Below are 24,465 nucleotides of genomic sequence, written 5' to 3'. Positions count from 1 at the left end.
TAGGTCGATTCATGACACATCCGATCGAACTCATCGTGGACGAGCCGGCACCCGGATCCTTTGTCTGGCGCCTGCTCGAGACCGACGACGGCGGGGGCCATCCCCGCGTGCTGCGCAGCGCCTTCGACCCTGCCGACAGCTACGAAGTGGCGCTCGCCAGCGGCGAGCGCGCGCTGCACAGCGAGATACGACAGCAGGCCGTCGCGCCCGCCTGAGCGCATCGGGGCGCTCGCCCGCTCAGGGCTCGCCCTTGCCGTTGCGGTGTTCGGTCGGCCCATTGCGGTCCGACAGTTGCTCCGCAGGTGTGCCCAGCAGGCCACTGTCGGCGCCACTTTGCTGCGTGCCGCCGTTGCGGCTGCGGCCGCGACCCGAATAGATCTCGTCGTCGTCGAAATCGAGCGGCGGCTCGCCGGGACCGCCACCGGTCTCCACGCGTGCGCGCGTGGGCGGCTTGTCGCCGTGCGGACCGATCGCGTCGGGCAGGCCGGTGTCGTCGCTCGGGATCTCGTCCCTGGATTTGCTCAGTGCCATGGGAAGCTCCTTCTTGATGAATGAAGACCATGCTTCGGCGGCCCCCGCGCGCCCGCTGTGGGAAGGACGCGGCCGCGCGTGTAGGCCATGCCGTGGGCATGGACGCCGACATCGCGCTGCGCACCAGGCCCGCGGCCTGCGTTGCGTTGTCGGTATCGGATGACACGCCCGTGCGCCGCGTGACCGCGCGGCGGGGCGCGGACGCCTCTTAGGGTCGAACTGCCCGCTTCCCTTCCACCCTACGTTTTTCGCTTTCGCAAGGAGATCTCCATGACCGCCACCACCACCGACCAAAGCAAGCTCTGGGACCTGATCAAGGACACGCGCTTCGGCATGCTCACGCACCGCCACGGCGACAGCCAGCTGCACAGCCACCCGCTCACCACGCAGAACAAGGACGGCGACGAGGCCGGCACGCTCTACTTCTTCGTGCCGAAGGATGGCGACATCGCGCGCCATGTCGCGAGCGATCCGGTCGTGAACATCGCCTACGCCAACACCGACAGCGACAGCTACGTGTCGATCTCGGGCCGCGCCGAACTGCGCGAGGACGCCGCCAAGAAGCGCGCCCTGTTCAGCAAGATGGTCGAGGCCTGGTTCCCCAAGGGCGTGGACGATCCCAACCTCGGCCTGCTGGCCGTGGACGTGGTCGAGGCCGAGTACTGGGACGTCGACGACAGCAAGATGGTCCAGCTCTACAAGATGGCCAAGGCCGCCCTCACCGGCGAGCCGCCGAAGAACCTCGGCGAGCACAAGAAGGTCGCCGTCTGAGGGCAGCACGACCGATGACGGAGGCAACGACCGCACAAGCCGCCGGCACGCCCGGCTCCGCAGGCCCCGCGGCGACGCCGCACCGCTGGCAGTTCATGCGTGCCGGCGGCGTCGACCAGGTGGTGTTCCGCAGCGGCGAGGACATCGCGCGCATCGCCGAGCTCGACCAGAAGCTCTGGGTCGCGCTGGCCTGCCCCACGCGCGGCATCGACTTCGATCCGCGCACGCTGGACCTGATCGACACCGACCGTGACGCTCGCGTGCGCCCGCCCGAGGTGATCGCGGCCTGCCAGTGGGCCTGCGAGCGGCTGCGCAGCGCCGACGTGCTGCTCTCGGGCGGCGGCACGCTGTCGCTCGACGACCTCGACGGCGCGAAGGCACCCGGCGCCGAACTCGCGAAGGAGGGCCGGCGCATCCTCGACCTGCTCGGCAAGGAAGGCACCAACACCCTCACGCTGGCCGACATCTCCGACCGCGGCGAATGGCTGGCCTCGATGCGCTTCAACGGCGACGGCGTGGTGACGCCCGAGACCGCCGAGGACGAGGCGCTGCGCGCCACCATCGCCGAAGCGATGCGCAGCCACGGCAGCACGCCCGACCGCCACAAGCAGACCGCCGGCATCGACCGCGCGCGCGCCGAGGCCTTCATGGCCGACGCGGCCGCGATGCGCGACTGGTACGCCAAGGGCACCGACGCCGCGCTGCTGGCGCTCGGCGATCGCACGCTGGCCGCGGCCGAGGCGATGCGCAAGGTGGCGGCCAAGATCGACGATTTCTTCGCGCGCTGCCGCGTGGCCGCCTACGACGTGCAGGCCGTGACGGCGCTCAACCCCTCGCCCGAGGCCTACGACGCGCTCGCGGGCCACACGCTCGATGCCAACGCGCACCCGATCGCCGAGCTGCCGCTGGCACCGATCACGCCGCACCGCTCGCTGCCGCTGCGCGGCACCAGCCTCAACCCGGCCTGGGCCGAGGCCATCGCGGCCTTCGCGCGCGACGCGGTCGCGCCGCTGCTCGGCGCGCGCGACAGCCTCGAGGACGACGAATGGCAGGCGCTGCGCCAGCAGCTCGGCGCCTGCGAGGGCTGGATCGCGTCGCGGCCGGCCAACGCGCTCGCGAGCCTGTCGCACGAACGCATCGAGGCGCTGCTCGCCACGCGCGAGGCGCTGCTCGCGCTGATCGCCGAGGACGAGGCGGCCGAGACCCACAACAAGCTGCTGGTCGATCTCGAGAAGCTGCTGCGGCTGCAGCGCGACCTCAAGCTGCTGCTCGACAACTTCGTCTCGTTCAAGGCCTTCTACCGGCGCGAGGGCGCGATCTTCCAGGCCGGCACGCTCTACCTCGACGGGCGCAGCTGCGAGCTCACGGTGCAGGTGCAGGACACGGCCAAGCACGCGGTCCTCGCGGGCCTCGCGAAGACCTGCCTGGCCTATTGCGACTGCACGCGTCAGGGGCAGAAGATGAGCATCGTCGCGGCCTTCACCGCGGGCGACGTGGACTTCCTGTTCGTCGGGCGCAACGGCGTGTTCTACGACCGCCAGGGCCGCGACTGGGACGCCACCATCACCAAGCTGATCGAGAACCCGACCAGCGTGGCCCAGGCCTTCTTCGCGCCCTACAAGAAGTTCGTGCGCATGATCGAGGAGCAGGTGGCCAAGCGCGCGGCCGCGAGCGAGGCCGGTTCGCAGACGGCGCTGCAGTCGCTGGCCGGCAAGGTCGCGACCGCCGACCAGGCCGCGGGCGCCGATCCCGCGAAGGCGGCCGCCAAGCCGCCGCTGCCGGCCACCAGCCGGGTCGACGTCGGCACGGTGGCCGCGATCGGCGTGGCGCTCGGCAGCATCAGCGCGGTGCTGGTCGGCATCTTCGGCAAGTTCATCGACCTGGGGCAATGGATCCCGGTGGCGCTGATCGGCATCGTGATCGCGATCTCGGGGCCGAGCATGCTGATCGCCTGGCTCAAGCTGCGCCAGCGCAGCCTGGGGCCGATCCTCGACGCCAGCGGCTGGGCCATCAACGGCCGCATGAAGGTCAACGTGCGGCTCGGCGGCATGCTGTCGCAGACCGCGCACGTGCCGCCGGGCGCGCGCCGGATCACGCCCGACCCCTACCGCGAGCGGCACGGGCTCACGGGCGCGGTGGCGGCCGCGTGCATCGTCGGCGCGGTCGCGGTGCTGGCCTGGCGCATGGACTGGCTCGACGAGCGGCTGCCGGCGCGGCTGCAGCACGATCCGGCCGCGGCGAGCGCGCCGGGCGCCTGAGCGCGCCCAGCGTCGAGCCAATAATCGGGCCATGACCAGGCCCGATGCCGCCCCGCCCTGCTGGCACTACGCGCCGGCGCCGCACGACGGCGTCGAGCTCGCCCACTGGCAGGGCACGCAGGTGCCGCTGCTGCAGCCGCACTTCCATCGCCAGACGCAACTGAGTTTCGTGTTGCGCGGCAGCCGCGTCGTCGAGGCCGGCGGCCGGCGCTTCGAACTGCGGGCGGGCGACTGCCTCGCCATACCGGCGGGCGTGGCGCATCGCGGCCTCGCGCACACGCACGCGGGCACGGTCTGCCTCAACGTCTACGCGCCGGCCGAGCGGATGGGCGCGGCCTGCGTGCTCGACGGGCAGGCGCTCGACGCGCTCGCATGGCACGAACCGGTGTCGAGGATCGCGCGGCGCCTCGGCCTGAGCCGCGAGGCCTTCACGCGCCGCTTCGCCGCCCAGACCGGGCTGCCGCCGCATGCCTGGCGGCTGGTCGACCGGCTCAACGTCGCGCGCGAGCGGCTGCGCGGCGATGCCGAGCTGGCGGAGCTCGCGCTCGAGCTGGGCTTCACCGACCAGAGCCACCTGGGGCGCCACTTCCGCCGCGTGTTCGGCGTCTCGCCGGGCCGCTACCGGCGCGGCATGCGGCCTCCCTCACAAACGTCCTAGATCGAAGCCGCGCGCGTTCCTAGCATCCCGTCTTTTGCACGGGAAGTGGGCGATGGAACCGAAGGTCATGGCGCTGCTGTTCGCGGCCGGCGCGGCGGGCGGCGTGGTCAATGCGATCGCGGGCGGCGCCACGCTGATCACCTTTCCGGCCATGCTCGCGGCCGGCCTGCCGCCGGTGGTGGCCAATGCATCGAACGCGGTCGCGATCTCGCCGGGCCACCTGCTCGCGGCCGTGGCCGATCGCGCGAAGCTGCCCGCGGCCGATCGCCGGCTCGCGCTCTCGCTGGCCGCCGCCACGCTCGGCGGCATCGCGGGCGCGCTGCTGCTGCTCGCGCTGCCCGAGGCCGCCTTCCTGCAGCCGGTGCCGCTGCTGATCGGACTCGCGACCGCGCTGTTCGCCTTCGCGCCACGAATCCAGGCCTGGGCCGCGCGGCGGCGCGAAGGCGCGGCGCCGAGCGCGCTCGCGGGCACGGCCGCGCTCGCCGCCGTCTCGGTCTATGGCGGCTTCTTCGGCGCGGGACTGGGCGTGATGCTCAGCGCGCTGCTGGCGATCGAGGACCCCGACGACATCCGGCGCGTGAAGGTGATGAAGAACCTGCTCGCCACGGCCGTGAGCCTGGCGGCGATCGTCATCTTCGTGGTGCAGGGCGCGGTGCACTGGGGCGCCACGCTCGCGATGCTGGCCGGCGCGGTGCCGGGCGGCTGGGCCGGCGGTCACCTGGTGCGGGTGCTGCCCGCGCGGGCCGTGCGGCGCGCGGTGATCGCGGCCGGGCTCTTCATGAGCGCGTACTACGCGGCGCGCATCTGGTGCTGAAGCCGTTGGCTTCAGTCGATCAGCTGCGCCTTCATCGCGTAGTAGGTGAGGTCGCTGTTCGTGTTGAGGTGCAGCTTCTCGAGCAGCCGCGTGCGGTAGGTGCTCACGGTCTTGACCGACAGCGACAGCGCATCGCCGATGCTGCCCACCGATTCGCCCTTGGCGAGCTTCAGGAAGACCTGGAACTCGCGCTCCGACAGGTGCTTGTGCGGCGGCGCGTCGTCCTTGCGGTCGAGCTGGTTGGCGAGGATCTCGGCCACCGAGGGCGTGATGTAGCGCCGGCCCAGCGCCACGGTGCGGATCGCGTTGGCGATCTCCTCGGGCTCGCAGTCCTTGTTGAGGTAGCCCGAGGCACCCTGGCGGATCAGGTTCACCGCATAGTGCTCCTCGGGGTAGGCGCTCAGCACGAGGATGCCGAGGTCGGGCGCCTTCGCGCGGATCATGCCGAGCGCGTCGATGCCGCTCTGGCCGGGCATCGAGAGGTCCATCAGCAGCACGTCGAGTTCGGTGGTGCGCACGAGGTCGATCGCCTCGCGGCCCGACGAGGCCTCGCCGGCGACGCGGAATTCGACGAAACCCGAGAACAGCGCCTTCAGGCCCTCGCGAACCACGGCATGGTCATCCACTATTCCGATCTTGATCATGATGCGTTTCTCCTGGTCCATTCACATGAGGCGCCCGGAATTCGGGCAGGGCGCAACGATGCCATAGCAAAGGCCCGCGCGGCAGGCCTCGCCCCCAACACGGGCCCTTGTCCTGCACGCGAATGGAACGGCGTCTTGCGGGAACGACGGACTGCGCCGACACGGCACCCCCTCCCGCTTCGAAAAGGGTCGCAAGCGCGGAAGTCCGTGGCCATTGGCACGCAGGCTCGGCTGCGCGGGGCCGTCGGGTTCGCGGCGCCTTGCCCGCGCGGGCACGCGGTGCCGTCCGACAGACGCATCTTCTTACGGTGGTTAGCTTGGGATGCAATCCCTTCATCCACCACACACATTCATTCGGCAACGCCCTGCCGCCTGTCGCGTCGACGTCCCGCGCCGAAGCCCCGGGTGCACGGCACTTCCGTCATCCCGACATGAACGCCACCGCCAGCACGCCCTCAGCACCTTCGGCACCCTCCGCGAACGCACCCCGCTTCGTCGAACGCCCTTCCTCCTTGTCCTCCGATCCATCACCGTCCGCCGACCCGAACCGATTGCGCATCCTCGTGGTCGAGGACGACGCGGACGCGATGGCCACCTCGCTCGAGGCCCTGCGCGCGATCGGGCACTGGGCCACCGGCGTGCGCAGCGCGGAGGCGGCGATCACGCGCTACATGCGCGGCGCCTTCGACCTGCTGATGCTCGACGTGGGCCTGCCGGGCCTCTCGGGCAAGGACCTCGCGGCCAAGCTGATGGCGATCGAACGCATCCCGGTGATCTTCGCCTCGGGCGAACCCGAGCCCGCGCAGCCGCCGGCCGGCAGCGTGTGGCTGCGCAAGCCCTATGCGCTCGACGACCTGGCCCGCGCGCTCGCGCGCGCCTGCTCGGGCCCGGTGCGCGACGCGGCCTGAGCCTGGCCGCGCAAGGGCCCGCGCGGCACGCCTTCTTCCTTTCGTTCCGGCTCGCCGACCGCGCGAGCGCACTGCACCGGTGTTTCATTTTTCCGGACGGCTTCTTCTCCGACAAATCGAAGCGGTGAACGCTTCGACGCAAGCCGTCGCGCTTCGGGGGAAATGCATTTCTCCCCGCCTAACGATCTTCGGCCATGGACTCGCAAAGAGGTTCGCGCCCGGGAACGCCGCTCCAAGGAAATACCGTGCTTGCTGTCCATTCCCCCGTCGTCTTCGACGACACCGACGCCTATCTTTTTCGCGAAGGAACCCACGCCCGCCTGTTCGACAAGCTCGGCTGCCATCCCCATGAGGACGGCGGCGCCGACTTCGCGGTGTGGGCGCCCAATGCCGAGTCGGTCTCGGTGGTGGGCGACTGGAACGGCTGGAACGGCGACGCCGATCCGCTGAGCCCCGTGCCCGGCGACAGCGGCGTGTGGCGCGGCCACGTCGAGGACGTGCGGCCGGGCCAGACCTACAAGTACCGCATCCGCTCGCGCCTGCGCGGCCATGTCGAGGACAAGGCCGACCCCTTCGCCTTCTCGTCGGAGCTCGCGCCGGCCACCGCCTCGCGCGTGCACCGGCTCGGCGAGGGCCACGACTGGGCCGACGGCGAGTGGATGGCGACGCGCCATGCGCGCAACGCGCTCGACGCGCCGATGGCCATGTACGAGGTGCACCTGGGCTCGTGGCGGCGCGAGGACGGCCAGTTCATGGGCTACCGCGCGCTGGCCCACGCACTGGCCGACTACGTGAACGACATGGGCTTCACGCACGTCGAGCTGATGCCCGTGACCGAGCATCCGTTCTACGGTTCCTGGGGCTACCAGACCACGGGCTACTTCGCGCCGACCGCGCGCTACGGCACGCCCGAGGACTTCATGTACTTCGTCGACCACCTGCACCAGCGCGGCATCGGCGTGCTGCTGGACTGGGTGCCCTCGCACTTCCCGACCGATGCGCATGGCCTCGCCTTCTTCGACGGCACGCACCTGTTCGAGCATGCCGATCCGCGCCAGGGCTTCCATCCCGAATGGAATTCGGCGATCTTCAACTACGGCCGTCCCGAGGTGCGCAGCTTCCTGGTGTCGTCGGCGCTGTTCTGGCTCGACAAGTACCACATCGACGGCCTGCGCGTGGACGCGGTGGCTTCGATGCTCTACCTCGACTACGCACGCGGCCCCGGCGGCTGGGTGCCCAACCGCCACGGCGGGCGCGAGAACCTCGAGGCCATCGAGTTCCTGCGCACGCTCAACCGCGCGGTCTACCGCGACCATCCCGACACCTTCACCGTGGCCGAGGAATCGACCGCCTGGCCGCGCGTGTCGCGTCCGATCGAGATGGACGGGCTGGGCTTCGGCCTCAAGTGGAACATGGGCTGGATGCACGACACGCTGGACTACATGCGCCACGACCCGGTGCATCGCCGCCACCACCACCACGCGCTGACCTTCTCGCTGGTCTATGCCTTCCACGAGAACTTCGTGCTGCCGCTCTCGCACGACGAGGTGGTGCACGGCAAGGGTTCGCTGATCAACAAGATGCCCGGCGACGACTGGCAGCAGTTCGCCAACCTGCGCGCGCTGCTGGCCCTCATGTGGGCGCATCCGGGCAAGAAGCTGCTGTTCATGGGCGCCGAGTTCGGCCAGCGCCGCGAATGGACGCACGACGGCGAGCTCGAATGGTGGCTCTGCGGCCTGCCGGCCCATGCCGGGCTGCAGCGCATGGTGCGCCAGCTCAACCGCGTCTACCGCGAGCAGCCGGCGCTGCACAGCCAGGACTTCACGCCCGCGGGCTTCGAATGGATCGATGCCGACGATGCCGAGCGCAGCGTGTTCCTGTTCCTGCGCAAGCCCGCGCACGACGGCCCGCCCGTGCTGGTGGCCGTGAACATGACACCGGTGCCGCGCACCAACTTGCTGGTGGGCGTGCCGTGCGACGGCACCTGGCGCGAGGTGCTCAACACCGACGCCACCGAATTCGGCGGCGCGGGCTGGGGCAACTTCGGCGAGGTCGAGGCATCGCCCGTGCGCGCGCACGGCCGGCGCCACTCGCTGAGCCTCACGCTGCCGCCGCTGTCCACCGTGATCCTGCAATCCGAGGGCCAACGATGAAGCGTGAAACCACCCCGATCGGCGCCAAGGCGCCCAAGGGCAAGACCCAGACCCAGACCGCGAGCGAAAGCACCCCCATCCCCCGCACCGAGACCAAGGCCCCCGCGCGCAAGCGCTCGCTGCCGCCGCCCGAGCCGCCGCTGAGCTTCGCGCCGGCAACCGCCGCACCCGATGCGCCCGCTCCGGCCGACGGCTCCGACGGCCGGATCCGCGCGGTGATCGGCGCGGTGCTGCCCTCGGTCGACGAGGGCCGCTTCCCGGTCAAGGCCATCGTGGGCCAGCGCACGACGATCACGGCGCACTGCTTCACCGATGGCCACGACGTGCTGCGCGTGATGCTGCGCTGGCGACCCGAAGCGAGCAACGAGGCACGCGACGCGGTGCGCGAGCTGCCGATGCGCGCGCTGGGCAACGACGTGTGGGAAGCCGCGTTCGCGCCGCCCGCGATCGGGCGCTACCTCTACTGCGTCAGCGCCTGGGTCGATTCCTTCGAGTCGTGGCGCCACGAGATGGCGCGCCGCGTGGGCGAGGACATCCGCATCGCGGCGCTCGCCGCGGCCAAGGACATCGTGGCGGCCGCGGGCCGCGCCGACGGCGCCGACCGCGAGGCACTGGCGCGCTGGGGCGAGGAACTCGCGCGCGCCGCGGCCGATGGCGCGACCGAGCTGCGCGCGGTGCAGGCGCTGGCGCTCGACGCCTCGCTGGCCGAGGTGGCGCGCCGTTATCCCGACCGCAGCCTCGCCGTGACCTCGGCCGAACTGCCGCTGTGGGCGCAACGCACGCGCGCGGGCTTCAGCACCTGGTACGAGCTCTTTCCGCGTTCGGCCTCGAGCGAACCGGGCCGCCACGGCACCTTCCGCGACGTCGAGACGCGGCTGCCCGCCATTGCCGCGATGGGCTTCGACGTGCTCTACATGCCGCCGATCCATCCGATCGGCCGCGAGCAGCGCAAGGGCCCGAACAACACGCTGGTGGCCGGCCCCGACGACGTGGGCAGCCCCTGGGCCATCGGCGCGAAGGAAGGCGGCCACAAGTCGATCCTGCCCGCGCTCGGCACGCCCGAGGACTTCCGCCACCTGGTGCAGGCCGCGAACGCGCAGGGCATCGAGATCGCGCTCGACATCGCCTTCCAGTGCGCGCCCGACCATCCCTACGTGAAGGACCACCCCGAGTGGTTCCGCCGCCGGCCCGACGGCAGCGTGCAGTACGCCGAGAATCCGCCGAAGAAGTACCAGGACATCTATCCCTTCCACTTCGAGAGCGATGACTGGCGCGCGCTGTGGGCCGAGCTCAAGAGCGTGCTCGACCACTGGATCGGCGAGGGCGTGCGCATCTTCCGCGTCGACAACCCGCACACCAAGTCCTTCGCGTTCTGGCAGTGGGTGATCGGCGAGATCAACCGCGAGCACCCCGACGTGATCTTCCTGGCCGAGGCCTTCACGCGGCCGAAGGTGATGCACCGACTCGCGAAGCTGGGCTTCACCCAGTCCTACACCTACTTCACCTGGCGCACCGGCAAGGCCGAGCTGGTCGAGTACTTCACCGAGCTGTCGAGCGGCCCGGGCGCCGACTACTTCCGCCCCAACGCCTGGCCCAACACGCCCGACATCCTGCACGAGCAGCTGCAGGCCGGCGACGCGCCGACCTACATGGCGCGGCTGGTGCTCGCGGCCACGCTCGCGGGCAGCTACGGCATCTACGGTCCGGCCTACGAGCTGCGCGAGCACCGCCCGCGCGAGCACGGCAGCGAGGAGTACCTCGACTCCGAGAAGTACCAGCTGCGGCACTGGAACCACGACGATCCCGAAAGCCTCGCGCCCTTCATCGCGCGCGTGAACCGCATCCGCCACGACAACCCCGCGCTGCAGACGCACCGCGGCGTGCGCTTCCTGCCGGTCGAGAACGACATGCTGCTGGCCTACGCGCGCGAGTCGGCGCCCGAGAACGACGCGCTCGAGGCCAACGTGGTGATCGTCGCGGTCAACCTCGATCCGCACCAGGCGCAGTCGGGCTGGATCCACCTCGACCCGGCCAGCATCGGCGTCGGTCCCGACGAGGACTTCCAGGTGCACGACCTGCTCACCAACCAGCGCTACACCTGGCGCGGCCATCACCACTACGTGAAGCTCGATCCGCACAGCGTGCCCGCCCACATCCTCGTGGTGCGCCGGCGCGTGCGCAGCGAGCGCGATTTCGATTACTTCCTCTGAGGGAGAGAGCGATGAATGCACCCGTTTCGCGCATCGCGCTGGAAACCGTCGAGATCGACAACAGCGACGATCCGCTGTGGTACCGCGATGCGGTGATCTACCAGCTCAACGTCAAGGCCTTCTTCGACACCAACAACGATGGCGTCGGCGACTTCAAGGGCGTGACCGCGAAGCTCGACTACGTGAAGGAGCTGGGCGTCAACACGATCTGGCTGATGCCCTTCTATCCCTCGCCGCTGCGCGACGACGGCTACGACATCTCGGCCTACGAGGACGTGAACCCGCAGTTCGGCACGCTCGACGACTTCCGCGAGATGCTCGACGAGGCGCACAAGCGCGGGCTGCGCGTGATCACCGAGCTGGTCATCAACCACACCTCGAGCGAGCACCCGTGGTTCCAGGCCGCGCGCAAGGCGCCGCCCGGTTCGCCCGAGCGCGACTTCTACGTCTGGAGCGACACCGACCAGCTCTACCAGGGCACGCGGATCATCTTCACCGACACCGAGACCTCGAACTGGTCGTGGGACCCGGTGGCCAAGGCCTACTACTGGCACCGCTTCTTCAGCCACCAGCCCGACCTGAACTTCGACAACCCGGCGGTGCTGGAGGCGGTGCTCAAGGTCATGCGCTTCTGGCTCGACATGGGCGTGGACGGCTTCCGGCTCGACGCCATCCCCTACCTGGTGGAGCGCGACGGCACCAGCAACGAGAACCTGCCCGAGACGCACGCGGTGATCAAGAAGCTGCGCGCGGCGATCGACGCCGAGTACAGGAACCGCTTCCTGCTGGCCGAGGCCAACATGTGGCCCGAGGACGTGCGCGAGTACTTCGGCGACGGCGACGAGTGCCACATGGCCTACCACTTCCCGCTGATGCCGCGCATGTACATGGCGATCGCGCAGGAGGACCGGCATCCGGTGGTCGAGATCCTGCAGCAGACGCCCGACATCCCCGAGGGCTGCCAGTGGGCGATCTTCCTGCGCAACCACGACGAGCTCACGCTCGAGATGGTGACCAGCAAGGAGCGCGACTACATGTACAACATGTACGCGGCCGACCAGCGCGCGCGCATCAACCTCGGCATCCGCCGGCGCCTGGCGCCGCTGATGGAGAACGACCTCGACCGCGTGAAGCTCATGAACGGCATGCTGCTGTCGATGCCGGGCTCGCCGATCATCTACTACGGCGACGAGATCGGCATGGGCGACAACGTGTTCGTGGGCGACCGCAACGGCGTGCGCACGCCGATGCAGTGGAGCCCCGACCGCAACGCCGGCTTCTCGCGCGCCGATCCGCAGCGCCTGTACCTGCAGCCGATCATGGACCCGATGTTCGGCTACGAGGCGCTCAACGTGGAGGCGCAGGCGCGCGACGCCAGCTCGCTGCTGAACTGGACGCGCCGCATGCTCGCGGTGCGCAAGACCAGCCATGCCTTCGGGCGCGGCCGGCGCCGCTTCCTCAAGCCCGGCAACCGCAAGATCCTGGCCTACGTCAGCGAGTACGGCGACGACATCATCCTGACGGTGTTCAACCTCTCGCGCGCGGCGCAGCCGGTCGAGCTCGACCTCGCGGCCTTCAAGGGCCGAGTGCCGGTGGAGATGCTCGGTCGCGCGCCCTTCCCGCCGATCGGCGAGCTGCCCTACCTGCTCACGCTGGCCTCGTACGGCTTCTACTGGTTCAAGCTCACGCTCGATGCCGAGATGCCGGTGTGGCACCAGGAGGGCGTGGCGCTGCAGGAGCAGCCGACGCTGGTGCTGTTCGACGGCTGGGACAGCTTCTTCCGCGAACGCGTGATGCCGTGGCGCATCGGCATGGCCGAGCGCATGCGCACCCAGTTCGAGACCGACACGCTGCCGCGCCACATCGAGATCCAGCGCTGGTACGCCTCCAAGGGCGAGACCATCGCGCGCGCCCGGCTGGCCGACCATGCGGTGTGGGAGGACGGCGCCGACCGCTACCTGCTGCCGCTGTTCGACCTCGAGGGCCCGCGCGAGAGCGCCACCTACTTCATGCCGCTGACGCTGGCCTGGGAAGAGCGCGAGGAGGAACGCATGAACCGCCTCGCGCAGGCCGGCCTCGCCAAGGTGCGCCAGCAGGCCCAGGTCGGGCTGATGGGCGATGCCTTCTACGACGAGCCCTTCTGCCGCGCGCTGGTGCGCGCCATCCAGCAGGGCCTGGAACTGCCGACGGCCGCGGGCCGGCTGCAGTTCCGCCCCACGGCCGCGTTCGCGAAGCTGGGCCTGGACATCGAAGCCATGCCCGTGGGCCGGCCGAGCGCGCAGAGCAGCAACACGGTGGTGACGCTCAACGACACGCTGTTCCTCAAGGGCTACCGCCGCGCGCGCAAGGGCATCAATCCCGAGCTCGAGATGGGCCGCTTCCTGACCGACGTGGTGCAGTACGCGAACTGCGTGCCGGTGCTCGGCGCGCTCGAGTACGTGGGCAACGACGGCCAGGTGATGGCGCTCGCGATGGTGCAGTCGTACATGGCGAACCAGGGCGACGGCTGGACCTTCACGCGCGACTACGTCGAGCGCTACCTCGAGGAACTGCGCACCGCGCCGGCCGACCTGCCCGACGCGCCGGCGCCGGCCGATGCGCACGGCGGCTTCATGGCACTGGCCGCGACCCTGGGCCAGCGCACCGCCGAGCTGCACCTCGCGCTGGCGCGCCCCACCGGCGACCCGGCCTTCGATCCCGAACCCACCAGCGCGGCCGACGCCACCGCGTTGCAGACCCATGCGCAGGCCGAGGTCGACACCACGCTGGCGCTGCTGCAGCAGCGGCTGGGCCAGCTGAGCGACCCGGTGCGCGAGCAGGCGCAGCAGCTGCTGGGCCTGCGCGAGGCGCTGCACGCGGCGGTGGCCGCCAGCGTGCCCGCGCAGGGCGGCGGTCGCAAGACCCGCTACCACGGCGACTACCACCTGGGCCAGGTGCTGGTGAGCGGCAACGACTTCGTGATCATCGATTTCGAGGGCGAGCCGGCGCGCGACTTCGAGGAGCGCCGCGCCAAGGCCTCGCCGCTGCGCGACGTGGCGGGCATGCTGCGCTCGTTCAACTACGCGCGCTGGACCGCGCTGCGGCGCGTGGCGCAGAACGCCGAGGAGGCGGTGCGCCTCGATGCCGCGGTGCGCGACTGGGAGCGCGTCACGCGCGACGCCTTCCTCTCGGCCTACACCGGCACGCTGGCCGGCGCGGCCGAGGCGGTGCCGGCCGATGCCGGACTGCTGCGCCTGTTCGAGATCGAGAAGGCGCTCTACGAGCTGCGCTACGAACTCAACAACCGCAACGACTGGGTCGAGGTGCCGCTGCACGGCCTGCTCGCCCTCGTTGCGCCGAACCATTCCACCGCGCGCTGACGCGACGGTCCACAGAAGGAGGAACTCATCATGGACAACTTCGGCTTCCACCTGGAACCCTTGCGCGCGATCCTCTACCAGATCGGCGCCTACCTGCCGCGGCTGCTGGTGGCGCTGGTGGTCGTGTTCGCGGGCTGGCTGATCGCCAAGGTGGTGCGCTTCGCGGTCATCAAGGCGCTGCGCGCGTTCAACTTCAACGTGCTGACCGAGCGCTCGGGGCTGGACAACTTCTGGCGCCAGGGCGGGCTCATGAGCGACACCTCGGCGATCGTGGGCGCGCTGTTCTATTGGGTGGTGATCCTGGCCGCGCTGCTGATCGCCTTCAACGGGCTGGGGCTGAGCTACATCGCCGACCTGCTGGGGCGCGCGGTCTGGTTCGTGCCCAACATCTTCATCGCGCTGCTGGTGCTGGCCTTCGGCGCCTACTTCGCGCGCTTCGTCGGCGGCGCGGTGCAGACCTACTGCCGCAACGCCGGCATGCAGGACGGCCAGCTGCTGGGCAAGGCCGCGCAGTATGCGGTGATGGTGTTCGTGGTGCTGATCGCGCTCGACCAGGTCAAGGTGGGCGGCGACATCGTGCGCGAAACCTTCCTCGTGATGCTCGCCGGCATCGTTCTTGCTCTTGCACTGGCCTTCGGCCTCGCGGGCAAGGACTGGGCGGCCGAGCGCATCGAGCACTGGTGGCCGCGCGAACGCCCGCGCGGGCCTGGGGTGGCGCCGGTGCGCACGCCGGTGACGCCGGCCGCGCCGCTGACGCCCACCGCGCCCGCCACGCCCTCGGCGCCTGCCGCCGCCGCCGGCACCGAGAGCGCTCCAGCGCCTTCCGTGCGCCAGCCCGTGGCACCGCGCAGCGACCACGCGCCGGGCCCGTACGACAGCGGCGAGCGCTGGCCGCCACCGCGCTGAACGCGGCCATCGGCACCCTGACCTTTTTCGTGTTTCCCGACCCCGACCGATCCCTCGCATTGACCCATTCATGAAGAAGGCCACCTACAGCCCCATCTCCGCCGTCTGGCCCGGCGAGCCCTATCCGCGCGGCGCGACCTGGGACGGCCAGGGCGTCAACTTCGCGCTGTTCACGCAGCATGCGCACAAGGTCGAGCTGTGCCTGTTCGACGAGAGCGGCCGGCGCGAGCTGCAGCGCATCGAGCTGCGCGACCGCACCGACGACGTGTGGCACTGCTACCTGCCCGAGGCGCGCCCCGGCCTGGCCTACGGCTACCGCGTGCACGGCCCCTACAAGCCCGAGGAGGGCCACCGCTTCAATCCGCACAAGCTGCTGGTCGACCCCTATGCCAAGGACCTCGTCGGCTCGCTGCGCTGGGGCGACGCGCTCTACGGCTACACCGTGGGCGGCCGGCGCGAGGACCTGTCCTTCGACCGCCGCGACAGCGCGCCGCTGATGCCCAAGAGCCGCGTGCTCGAGACCGCCTTCACCTGGGGCGAGGACCGCCGGCCGTCGATCCCCTGGCAGGACATGGTGATCTACGAGCTGAACGTGCGCGGCTTCACGATGCAGCATCCCGAGGTGCCGCCGCAGCTGCGCGGCACCTACGCGGGCCTGGGCTGCGCGCCGGTGATCGACCACCTGCGCCGGCTGGGCGTGACCACGGTCGAGCTCTTGCCGGTGCACGGCTTCCTCAACGATCGCCACCTGGCCGAGCGCGGCCTGCAGAACTACTGGGGCTACAACACGCTGACCTACTTCGCGCCCGAGATGCGCTACAGCGCGTCGGGCAAGGTGAAGGAGTTCAAGACCCTGGTCAAGACGCTGCACTCGGCCGGCATCGAGGTGATCCTCGACGTGGTCTACAACCACAGCTGCGAGGGCAACCAGCTCGGGCCCACGCTGTCGATGCGCGGCGTGGACAACGCCTCCTACTACATCCTCAACGCCGACCAGCGCCGCTACTACGACGACTTCACGGGCTGCGGCAACACCGTCAACCTCGAGCATCCGCGCGCGCTGCAACTGGTGATGGACTCGCTGCGCTACTGGGTCGAGGAGATGCACGTCGACGGCTTCCGTTTCGACCTCGCCTCGGCGCTGGCGCGCGAGTCGGGCCGGGTCGAGAACCTCGGCGGCTTCTTCGACGCGATCCGGCAGGACCCGACCCTGAGCCGCGTGAAGCTGATCGCCGAGCCCTGGGACCTGGGCCATGGCGGCTACCAGGTCGGCAACTTCCCGCTCGGCTGGGCCGAGTGGAACGACCGCTACCGCGACGGCATGCGCGGCTTCTGGAAGGGCGACGCGGGCGTCACCGGCGAGATGGCGCTGCGGCTCACGGGCTCGCAGGACCTCTACGGCTGGTCGGGCAAACGGCCGTTCGCGAGCATCAACTTCGTGACCGCGCACGACGGCTTCTGCCTCGAGGACCTGGTCTCCTACAACGACAAGCACAACGAGGCCAACGGCGAAGACAACCGCGACGGCAGCAACCACAACGTGTCGTGGAACTGCGGCGCCGAGGGCGCGACCGACGATGCCGAGGTGAACGCGCTGCGCGCGCGGCAGAAGCGCAACCTGCTGGCCACCCTGCTGCTGTCGCAGGGCGTGCCGATGCTGCTGGCGGGCGACGAGCGCAGCCACAGCCAGAACGGCAACAACAACGCCTACTGCCAGGACAACGCGCTGAGCTGGATCGACTGGAGCGACACGCCCGAGCGCGCCGCGCTCACGCGCTTCGTGCAGCGCGCCATCGCGCTGCGGCGCCGGCACCCGGCGTTCCGCCGCCGCAGCTTCTTCGAGGGCCGCGTGCCCGAGGGGCAGTCGGCCAAGGACATCTGCTGGCTGCGCCCCGACGGCGACGAGATGAGCTCCGAGGACTGGAACACCGACCACGTGCGCTGCCTCGCGGCGCTGGTCTCGGGCAGCGCCCTGCCCGACCGCGGGCCGCGCGGCGAGACGCTGCGCGACGACGACTTCCTGCTGCTGCTCAACGCGCACCACGACGCGATCCCGTTTCGACTGCCGCCGAGCGCCGCGCCCTGGCGCGTGCTGCTCGACACCACCAAGGACGATGGCGCCGGCGAGACGGGCAAGCTGGAAGGCGCGGCCTATGCGCTGCCCAGCCGCTCGCTGGTACTGCTGGGCCGAGAGAACATGGGAACCCCCGAATGAACGACGCGATCCTCACGCAGCCACGCACGCACGCGATGCCCTTCGGCGCCTTGCCGAATCCCGCCGGCGGCGTCGACTTCCGCTTCTGGGCGCCCGATGCGCCGCAGGTGCTGCTCGAACTCGGCACCGCGGCGCATGCCATGGCGCGCGATGCCGAGGGCTGGCACCGGCTGCGGCTCGCGCAGGCACGCGCCGGCGACCGCTACCGCTTCCGCATGCCCGACGGGGTGCAGGTGCCCGACCCGGCCTCGCGCTTCAATCCCGAGGACGTGCACGGCCCGAGCGAGGTCATCGACCCGGCCGCCTACGCCTGGCGCGACGGCGGCTGGCGCGGCCGGCCCTGGTCCGAGGCCGTGATCTACGAGTTGCACGTGGGCAGCTTCACGCCCGAGGGCACCTTCGACGCCACGCGCGCGCGGCTGCCCGAGCTCGCGGCGCTCGGTATCACGGCCATCGAGCTGATGCCGCTGGCGGACTTCCCGGGCCGGCGCGGCTGGGGCTACGACGGCGTGCTGCCCTTCGCGCCCGATGCCGTCTACGGCCGGCCCGAGGCGCTCAAGGCGCTGATCGACGAGGCCCACGCACTCGGCATGATGGTGCTGGTCGACGTGGTCTACAACCACTTCGGGCCCGAAGGCAACTACCTGCATGCCTGCTGCCCGCAGTTCTTCAACGACGCGCACCGCACGCCCTGGGGCGCCGCGATCAACTACGACGGGCCCGGCAGCGCGACCGTGCGCGACTTCTTCATCCACAACGCGCTCTACTGGGTCGAGGAGTTCCATGCCGACGGCCTGCGCATGGACGCGGTGCACGCGATCCGCGACGACTCGCCGGTGGGCATCGTGCAGGCCATCTGCGCCGCGCTGCGCGAGGGACCGGGCCGCACGCGCGAAGTGCACGTGGTGCTGGAAGAGGACCGCAACCTCGCGCACCTGCTCGAGCGCGACGAGGAAGGCCGGCCGCGCATCGCCACCGCGCAATGGAACGACGACCTGCACCATGCGGCCCACGTGCTCCTGACCGGCGAGCGCGACGGCTACTACGCCGACTATGCGCAGCAGCCGCTCGAGCTGTTCGCGCGCGCGCTGGCCGAGGGCTTCGTCTACCAGGGCCAGGCCTCGGTGTTCCGCGAGGGCGAGACGCGCGGCGAGCCGAGCGCCAACCTGCCCTCGGGCGCCTTCGTGTCCTACCTGCAGACGCACGACCAGGTCGGCAACCGCGCCTTCGGCGAACGCATCGACGCGCTGGCCGACCCGGTGCTGGTGCGCGCCGCGCGCGCCTGCCTGCTGTTGTCGCCGCACACGCCGATGCTGTTCATGGGCGAGGAGTACGCGGCCGCCACGCCCTTCCCCTACTTCTGCGACTTCGGGCCCGAGCTCGCGGCCGCGGTGTCGCAGGGCCGGCGCGACGAGTTCGGCCGTTTCGCCGCCTTCGCCGACGAAGCCGCGCGCGCGGCCATCCCCGACTGCAACGCGCCCGAGAGCTTCGCGCTGGCCAAGCTCGACTGGAGCGAGCGCGAGCGCTCGCCGCACCGCGAGAACCTCGAGGGCGTGCGGCAGCTGCTGCGCTTGCGCCGCGAGCGGCTGGTGCCGCATTTCGGCGGGCGCCAGCGCGGCGGCGACTACGAGGTCGAGGACGACCTGCTGCGCGTGCGCTGGACGCTGTCGGACGGCGCGGTGCTGCACCTGCTGGCCTGCTTCGGCGAGCACCAGCATGCGGTCGACGCGCCGCCGGGCGAGACGCTGCATTCGGCCGGCGCGCTCGGCGAGGCGGTCGATGCCGCGAGCGCACCCGATGGACATCCGCAACGGCTGCGCCTCGCGCGCGGCGCGGTGCATCTGAGCCTGCAGGTGTCCGATGTCGAGTGAATCCCGCGAGCACCCCACGATCGAGGCGCTGTGCGCGCGCTTCGGCATCGACACCCGCTACCACGATGTCTTCGGCCACGAGCACCAGGTACCGCGCGCTACCTTGCGCGCGCTGCTGGCCACCTTCGGCGTGGCCTGGCGCGGCGAGGACGACGACACGCCGGCCACGGTGCCGCCCGAGGCCGGTGCCGTGCTGCCCGCGGTGCACGTGGTGCGCGCCGAGCAGGCACCGTGGTCGCTGACGCTCGATCCTGCCGTCCTGCCGACCACGGCCGACGGCCGTCACCTCTGGCACCTGCGCGACGAATACGGCGAGCCCAGCACGGGCGAGGCGCGGATCGGCGCCGACGGCATGCTGGCCTTCGACGTCGAGCTGCAGCCCGGCTACCACCGCCTGTCGATCGAAGGCGCCGAGGGCGAGACGCTGCTGATCGCGACGCCGGGACGCTGCTACCGGCCGCCCTCGCTCGCGCCCGAGGGCGGCGGCCGCGCCTGGGGCCTCGCGGTGCAGCTGCCCGCGCTGCGCTCGCGGCGCAACTGGGGCATGGGCGACTTCGGCGATCTCTCGGAACTGGCCGCGCGCATGGCGCCGCTGGGCGTGGATGCGATCGGTCTCAACCCGCTGCATGCGCTGTTCGCGCACAACCCGCTGCATGCGAGCCCCTACAGCCCGTCGACGCGGCAGCAGATCGACGCGCTCTACATCGCGGTGGAGGCGGTGCCCGACTTCGCCGAGTGCGAGGAGGCGCGGCGCATGGTCGCCGAGCCCGCGTTCCAGACCCGGCTGAAGGCGCTGCGCGCCGCGCCGCTGGTCGACCGCGCGGGCGTGGCGCAGGCCAAGCACGAGGTGCTGCGCTGCCTGTTCGCCCACTTCGAGCGCGCGCACCTGGGGCCCGACACCGAGCCCGGCAGCGATCGCGCGCGCATCTTCCGTTCCTTCGTGGCCGACCGCGGCGAGGCGCTGCACCGCCATGCGCTGTTCGAGGCGCTGCAGGCGCATTTCCATGCCGCCGACGCCTCGGTGCATGGCTGGACCGGCTGGCCCGAGGCCTACCGCGATCCGGCCTCGGAGGCGGTGGCGCAGTTCGAGCGCACGCATGCGAGCGAGCTGCACTTCCACCAGTACCTGCAGTGGCTGGCCTCGATGCAGCTGGCGGAGGCCGGGGCGCGCTGCCGCGCGCTCGGCATGCGCGTGGGCCTGTACCTCGACCTCGCGATCTCGGTCGACCGCGCGGGCTCGGACGCCTGGGGCGGCCAGTCGGTATTCGCGCTCGGCGCGAGCGTGGGCGCGCCGCCCGACGAGTTCAATCCCCAGGGCCAGGGCTGGGGCCTGCCGCCGCTGCGCGCCGACCGGCTGCGCACGAGCGGCTACCGGCTGTTCGCCGACACGCTGCGCGCCAACATGCGCCATGGCGGCGCGCTGCGCATCGACCACGTGATGGGGCTGATGCGGCTGTTCTGGATTCCCGAGGGCAGTTCGCCGCGCGACGGCGCCTATGTGCAGTACCCGCTCGAGGAGATGCTCGGGATCCTCACGCTCGAGAGCCATCGCCACCACTGCATGGTGATCGGCGAGGACCTGGGCACGGTGGCGCCGCGCGTGCGCGAGGCGCTGGCGCAGGCCGACGTGCTGTCGTACCGCGTGCTCGTCTTCGAGACCCGCGGCAGCGAGTTCCTGCCGCCCGGCGACTACCCGGGCGCGGCGCTCGCGACCTTCGGCACGCACGACCTCGCGACCCTGGCCGGCTGGTGGTCGGGCCACGATCTGCGGCTGCGCGCGCAGCTCGGGCTGTTCCCCTCGCAGGAGCTGTTCGAGAAGCAGCAGGCCGACCGCGCTGCGCAGCGCGTGGGCCTGTTGCGCGCGCTGCATCGGCAGGGCCTGCTGTCGGCCGAAGAGACGGCCGCGGCCGCCACGGCCACGCAGCCCGATGCCGCGCTGACGGCCGCCGTGCATGCCTACATCGGCGCCACGCCCTGCGCGCTGGCGATGGTGCAGCCCGAGGACCTGCTGGGCACGCTCGACCAGGCGAACCTGCCGGGCACCACCGACGAGCTGCAGCCCAACTGGCGCCGCAAGCTCGAGGCCGAGCTCGAGACCCTGGCCACGCGCGAGACGGTGCGCGCGGTGGCGGCGCGGCTGGCCGCCGAGCGGCCGCGCGCGAGCCCCACGCAGGACGTCGGGCAGCGCGTGCCCGAGGCGCGCATTCCGCGCGCCACCTACCGCCTGCAGCTGCACCGCGACTTCGGCTTCGATGCCGCGGCGGCGATCGTGCCCTACCTCGCGCGGCTGGGCATCAGCCATGTCTACTGCTCGCCGATCCAGCGCGCGCGCGCCGGCAGCATGCACGGCTACGACGTGGTCGCGCACGACCAGATCAATCCCGAGCTCGGCGGCGCCGAGGGCTTCGAGCGCTTCACGCGCACCCTGCGCGAACAGGGCCTGGGCCTGCTGCTCGACATGGTGCCCAACCACATGGGCGTGTTCGGCGCCGACAACGGCTGGTGGATGGACGTGCTCGAGCACGGCCCGGCCTCGGTCTATGCGCAGCACTTCGACATCGACTGGGAACCGCTGAACCCGGAGCTGCGCGGCAAGGTGCTGCTGCCGGTGCTCGGCGTGCCCTACGGCGAGGCGCTCTCCAACGGCGAGCTGGTGCTTCACTTCGAGCGCGGCGAAGGCACGGCGCGCGGCGAGGCCGGCTTCGCGCTGCGCTACTACGAGCACCGCTTCCCGATCGCGCCGCGCAGCCACGCCAGCGTGCTGGCGCGCGCCGTCGAGGCGGTGTCGGACGCCGGGCCGCGCGCGCGGCTGCAGGCGCTGGCCGAGGCCTGGGCGCAATGGCCGGTGCACGATGCCAGCGCCGACGACGCGCCCGCGGCCGACCCGGCCGTGCGCGAGGCGCGCTCGCGCGAGCATGCATTGCTGAAGGCACGGCTGGGCGAACTCGCCGATGCGCACGCCGAGGTGGCGCAGGCGCTGGCACAGGCCACGGCCGGCTTCAACGACGGCGGCGCGCGCGACGCGCTGCATGCGTTGATCGAGGCCCAGCACTGGCGCCTGACCTACTGGCGCGTGGCGGCCGACGAGATCAACTACCGGCGCTTCTTCGACATCAACGACCTCGCGGCGCTGCGCATGGAGCGCGACGAGGTGTTCGAGGCCACGCAGTCGCTGGCGCTGGACCTGGCTTCGCAGGGCATCGTCGACGGGCTGCGCATCGACCATCCCGACGGCCTGCACGATCCGGCGCGCTACTTCCTGCAGCTGCAGGAGGGCTATGCGCGCCGCGCCGGGCTGCCGCTGACCGGCAATGACGCGCGCGGCCGACCGGCGCGGCCGCTGTACGTGGTGGCCGAGAAGATCGTGGCGCGCGGCGAGGAGGTGCCCGAGGACTGGCATGTGCACGGCACCACCGGCTACCGCTTCGCGAACGTGGCCAACGGCGTGCTGATCGACACCGCCGCGGCCGGGCGTTTCGCGGTGCTGTGGCATCGCTTCACCGAGTCGCCCGCGCACTTCGAGACCCACGTGCGCGACGGCAAGGCGGCCGTGATGCGCCATGCGCTGGCCTCGGAGCTCTCGGTGCTGTCGAACGCGCTGCTGCGCATCGCGCGCGCCGACCGCGACACGCGCGACCACACGCTCAACACGCTGCGCCGCGCGCTCGCGGCGGTGGTGGCCTGCCTGCCGGTCTACCGCAGCTACATCGTCGACCGGCCCTCGGCGCAGGACCGCCGCTTCATCGACCACGCGGTGGCCGAGGCCGAGCGGCACTTCGGCGACGGCGACACCTCGGTCTACGCGTTCCTGCGCCAGACCTTGAGCGGCGAGGCCGTGCCCACGGCCGGACCCGCGCTGCGCGACCGGGTGCGGCGCTTCGCGGTGCGCTTCCAGCAGTTCAGCGCGCCGGTGGCGGCCAAGGGCGTCGAGGACACGGCCTTCTATCGCTACTTCCCGCTCGCCGCGCTCAACGAGGTGGGTGGCGATCCCGACGTGTTCGGTGTCGACGTGGAGGACTTCCACGCGGCGAGCGCCGACCGTGCCGCGCGCTGGCCGCACACCATGCTCGCGACCTCGACCCACGACAACAAGCGCTCGGAGGACGTGCGCACGCGCATCGACGTGCTGTCGGAGATTCCGCGCGAATGGCGCGCCGCGCTGATGCGCTGGCGCCGGCTGCAGCAGCCGCTGCGCGAGCGCATGGCCGCCGAGGGCGCGCCGGCCGACGCGCCCTCGGGCGCCGACCTCTACCTGCTGTGCCAGACGCTGGTCGGCACGCTGCCCGTCGAAGAACTCGACGGCGAGGCGCTGGCCGACTACAGCGAGCGCATCGTGCAGTACATGCACAAGGCCGCGCGCGAGGCCAAGCTGCGCACCGCGTGGACCCGGCCCGACGCGGGCTACGAGGACGCGCTGCGGCGCTTCGTGGAGCTGACGCTCGATGCGGCGCAGCCGGCCGCGTGGTGGGCAGACCTGCAGGCCTTCGCGTCGCGCATCGCGCTGTTCGGCGCGTGGAACAGCCTCTCGCTGATGCTCTTGAAGTTCGCCTCGCCCGGCGTGCCCGACGTCTACCAGGGCACCGAGCTGATGCCGCTGACGCTGGTAGACCCCGACAACCGGCGCGCCGTGGACTATGCATGCCGCGAAGACCTGCTCGAGGACTTCGAGCGGCGCGCGGCCGGTGCGCGATCCGCCGAAAGCGTGGACGCGTTCGCGCGCGCGCCGCACGACGGCCGCGCCAAGCTCTGGTTCGCCTGGCGGCTGCTGGCGCTGCGCCGCGCGCAGGACGCGTTCTTTCGCGATGCCGGCTACCGCGGGCTGCGCGTCGAAGGACCGCTCGCGCGGCACGTGGTCGCGTTCGAGCGGCGCCACGAGGGACGCACGCTGGTGGTGGTGGCCGCGCGCTTCTTCGCGGGCCTGTGCGGCGGCGTGATCGACGAGGCCGCGCCAGTGCTGCCGGTGGGCGAGGCCTGGCGCGGCACGCGCGTGTGGCTGTCCGACGAGGGCACGCCCGATGCGCGGGTCGGTTTCACCGAGCTGCTGACCGATGCGCCGTTCGAATCGGGCCGCGAGCTCGACCTCGCGCTGCTGTTCGCGCGCCTGCCATGGGCCGCGCTGTGGCGCGGCGCGCCGGGCGATTGATTCGCGCGCGGCGGCGCGGTCCTA

Annotated in this window: 15 protein-coding genes; 13 read left to right on the top strand and 2 right to left on the bottom strand. The window is 71.2% G+C overall.

Going from position 1 to position 24,465, the window contains the following annotated elements:
* The first annotated feature begins 11 nt into the window (after positions 1 to 11).
* Positions 12 to 215 (top strand): hypothetical protein, encoded by a 204-nt coding sequence (locus tag INQ48_04320; GenBank protein ID QRF58487.1) that lies wholly within the window; start codon positions 12 to 14, stop codon positions 213 to 215.
* 22 nt (positions 216 to 237) lie between these two features.
* Here INQ48_04320 and INQ48_04315 read toward each other — a convergent pair whose 3' ends face one another.
* Entirely contained in the window at positions 238 to 531 is a 294-nt protein-coding gene (locus INQ48_04315) for a hypothetical protein (GenBank protein QRF58486.1), read from the bottom strand.
* Between the two features lie 270 nt (positions 532 to 801).
* Here INQ48_04315 and INQ48_04310 point away from each other — a divergent pair, with 270 nt between their 5' ends.
* From INQ48_04310 to INQ48_04295, 4 genes are all read left to right on the top strand, one after another.
* Positions 802 to 1,302: a pyridoxamine 5'-phosphate oxidase family protein gene (locus INQ48_04310; protein QRF58485.1), complete on the top strand. Its 501-nt coding sequence runs from the start codon at positions 802 to 804 to the stop codon at positions 1,300 to 1,302.
* 95 nt (positions 1,303 to 1,397) lie between these two features.
* Positions 1,398 to 3,560 (top strand): hypothetical protein, encoded by a 2,163-nt coding sequence (locus INQ48_04305; GenBank protein ID QRF60604.1) that lies wholly within the window; start codon positions 1,398 to 1,400, stop codon positions 3,558 to 3,560.
* Between the two features lie 31 nt (positions 3,561 to 3,591).
* Positions 3,592 to 4,218, top strand: a complete 627-nt coding sequence (locus tag INQ48_04300) for a helix-turn-helix domain-containing protein (GenBank protein QRF58484.1) — start codon at positions 3,592 to 3,594, stop codon at positions 4,216 to 4,218.
* 52 nt (positions 4,219 to 4,270) lie between these two features.
* Positions 4,271 to 5,032, top strand: coding sequence for a sulfite exporter TauE/SafE family protein (locus INQ48_04295; protein QRF58483.1), 762 nt, complete (start codon positions 4,271 to 4,273; stop codon positions 5,030 to 5,032).
* A gap of 11 nt (positions 5,033 to 5,043) precedes the next feature.
* On the opposite strand, the gene INQ48_04290 is transcribed toward INQ48_04295, so the two are convergent.
* Positions 5,044 to 5,676, bottom strand: a complete 633-nt coding sequence (locus INQ48_04290; GenBank protein ID QRF58482.1) for a response regulator transcription factor — start codon at positions 5,674 to 5,676, stop codon at positions 5,044 to 5,046.
* A gap of 512 nt (positions 5,677 to 6,188) precedes the next feature.
* Here INQ48_04290 and INQ48_04285 point away from each other — a divergent pair.
* The 8 genes from INQ48_04285 (at position 6,189) to INQ48_04250 (ending at position 24,441) form a co-directional block, all read left to right on the top strand.
* Complete coding sequence (locus INQ48_04285; GenBank protein ID QRF58481.1) at positions 6,189 to 6,584, top strand: response regulator; 396 nt, start codon at positions 6,189 to 6,191, stop codon at positions 6,582 to 6,584.
* 194 nt (positions 6,585 to 6,778) lie between these two features.
* Complete coding sequence (gene glgB / locus INQ48_04280; protein QRF58480.1) at positions 6,779 to 8,737, top strand: 1,4-alpha-glucan branching protein GlgB; 1,959 nt, start codon at positions 6,779 to 6,781, stop codon at positions 8,735 to 8,737.
* Positions 8,734 to 10,947: an alpha-1,4-glucan--maltose-1-phosphate maltosyltransferase gene (locus INQ48_04275; GenBank protein QRF58479.1), complete on the top strand. Its 2,214-nt coding sequence runs from the start codon at positions 8,734 to 8,736 to the stop codon at positions 10,945 to 10,947. Before glgB ends, INQ48_04275 begins: the two co-directional genes overlap by 4 nt.
* Positions 10,948 to 10,958: 11 nt before the next feature.
* Complete coding sequence (treS, locus tag INQ48_04270; GenBank protein QRF58478.1) at positions 10,959 to 14,306, top strand: maltose alpha-D-glucosyltransferase; 3,348 nt, start codon at positions 10,959 to 10,961, stop codon at positions 14,304 to 14,306.
* A 30-nt stretch (positions 14,307 to 14,336) separates the two neighbouring features.
* Positions 14,337 to 15,212, top strand: a complete 876-nt coding sequence (locus INQ48_04265; GenBank protein ID QRF58477.1) for a hypothetical protein — start codon at positions 14,337 to 14,339, stop codon at positions 15,210 to 15,212.
* 70 nt (positions 15,213 to 15,282) lie between these two features.
* On the top strand, positions 15,283 to 17,427 hold the full coding sequence (gene glgX / locus INQ48_04260) for a glycogen debranching protein GlgX (protein QRF58476.1): 2,145 nt from the start codon (positions 15,283 to 15,285) through the stop codon (positions 17,425 to 17,427).
* A gap of 35 nt (positions 17,428 to 17,462) precedes the next feature.
* The gene (gene treZ / locus INQ48_04255) at positions 17,463 to 19,298 is read left to right on the top strand and encodes a malto-oligosyltrehalose trehalohydrolase (GenBank protein ID QRF60603.1); all 1,836 of its coding nucleotides are present in this window, start codon (positions 17,463 to 17,465) and stop codon (positions 19,296 to 19,298) included.
* Entirely contained in the window at positions 19,288 to 24,441 is a 5,154-nt protein-coding gene (locus tag INQ48_04250; protein ID QRF58475.1) for a malto-oligosyltrehalose synthase, read from the top strand. Before treZ ends, INQ48_04250 begins: the two co-directional genes overlap by 11 nt.
* Positions 24,442 to 24,465: the final 24 nt, after the last annotated feature.

This window comes from Variovorax paradoxus (assembly GCA_016806145.1).
Classification (GTDB): Bacteria; Pseudomonadota; Gammaproteobacteria; order Burkholderiales; family Burkholderiaceae_C; genus Variovorax.
The sequence above is the reverse complement of the archived record's forward strand: the minus strand, read 5'-3'. Positions and strand labels throughout refer to the sequence as shown.

Bases quoted from the DNA above. Each gene is read 5' to 3' on its own strand.
- INQ48_04320 (QRF58487.1), top strand. From the start codon at position 12: ATGACACATCCGATCGAACTCATCGTGGACGAGCCGGCACCCGGATCC.
- INQ48_04295 (QRF58483.1), top strand. From the start codon at position 4,271: ATGGAACCGAAGGTCATGGCGCTGCTGTTCGCGGCCGGCGCGGCGGGC.
- treZ (QRF60603.1), top strand. From the start codon at position 17,463: ATGCCCTTCGGCGCCTTGCCGAATCCCGCCGGCGGCGTCGACTTCCGC.
- glgX (QRF58476.1), top strand. From the start codon at position 15,283: ATGAAGAAGGCCACCTACAGCCCCATCTCCGCCGTCTGGCCCGGCGAG.
- INQ48_04290 (QRF58482.1), bottom strand. From the start codon at position 5,676: ATGATCAAGATCGGAATAGTGGATGACCATGCCGTGGTTCGCGAGGGC.
- INQ48_04300 (QRF58484.1), top strand. From the start codon at position 3,592: ATGACCAGGCCCGATGCCGCCCCGCCCTGCTGGCACTACGCGCCGGCG.
- INQ48_04315 (QRF58486.1), bottom strand. From the start codon at position 531: ATGGCACTGAGCAAATCCAGGGACGAGATCCCGAGCGACGACACCGGC.
- INQ48_04265 (QRF58477.1), top strand. From the start codon at position 14,337: ATGGACAACTTCGGCTTCCACCTGGAACCCTTGCGCGCGATCCTCTAC.
- INQ48_04305 (QRF60604.1), top strand. From the start codon at position 1,398: ATGCGTGCCGGCGGCGTCGACCAGGTGGTGTTCCGCAGCGGCGAGGAC.
- glgB (QRF58480.1), top strand. From the start codon at position 6,779: ATGGACTCGCAAAGAGGTTCGCGCCCGGGAACGCCGCTCCAAGGAAAT.
- treS (QRF58478.1), top strand. From the start codon at position 10,959: ATGAATGCACCCGTTTCGCGCATCGCGCTGGAAACCGTCGAGATCGAC.
- INQ48_04250 (QRF58475.1), top strand. From the start codon at position 19,288: ATGTCGAGTGAATCCCGCGAGCACCCCACGATCGAGGCGCTGTGCGCG.
- INQ48_04275 (QRF58479.1), top strand. From the start codon at position 8,734: ATGAAGCGTGAAACCACCCCGATCGGCGCCAAGGCGCCCAAGGGCAAG.
- INQ48_04310 (QRF58485.1), top strand. From the start codon at position 802: ATGACCGCCACCACCACCGACCAAAGCAAGCTCTGGGACCTGATCAAG.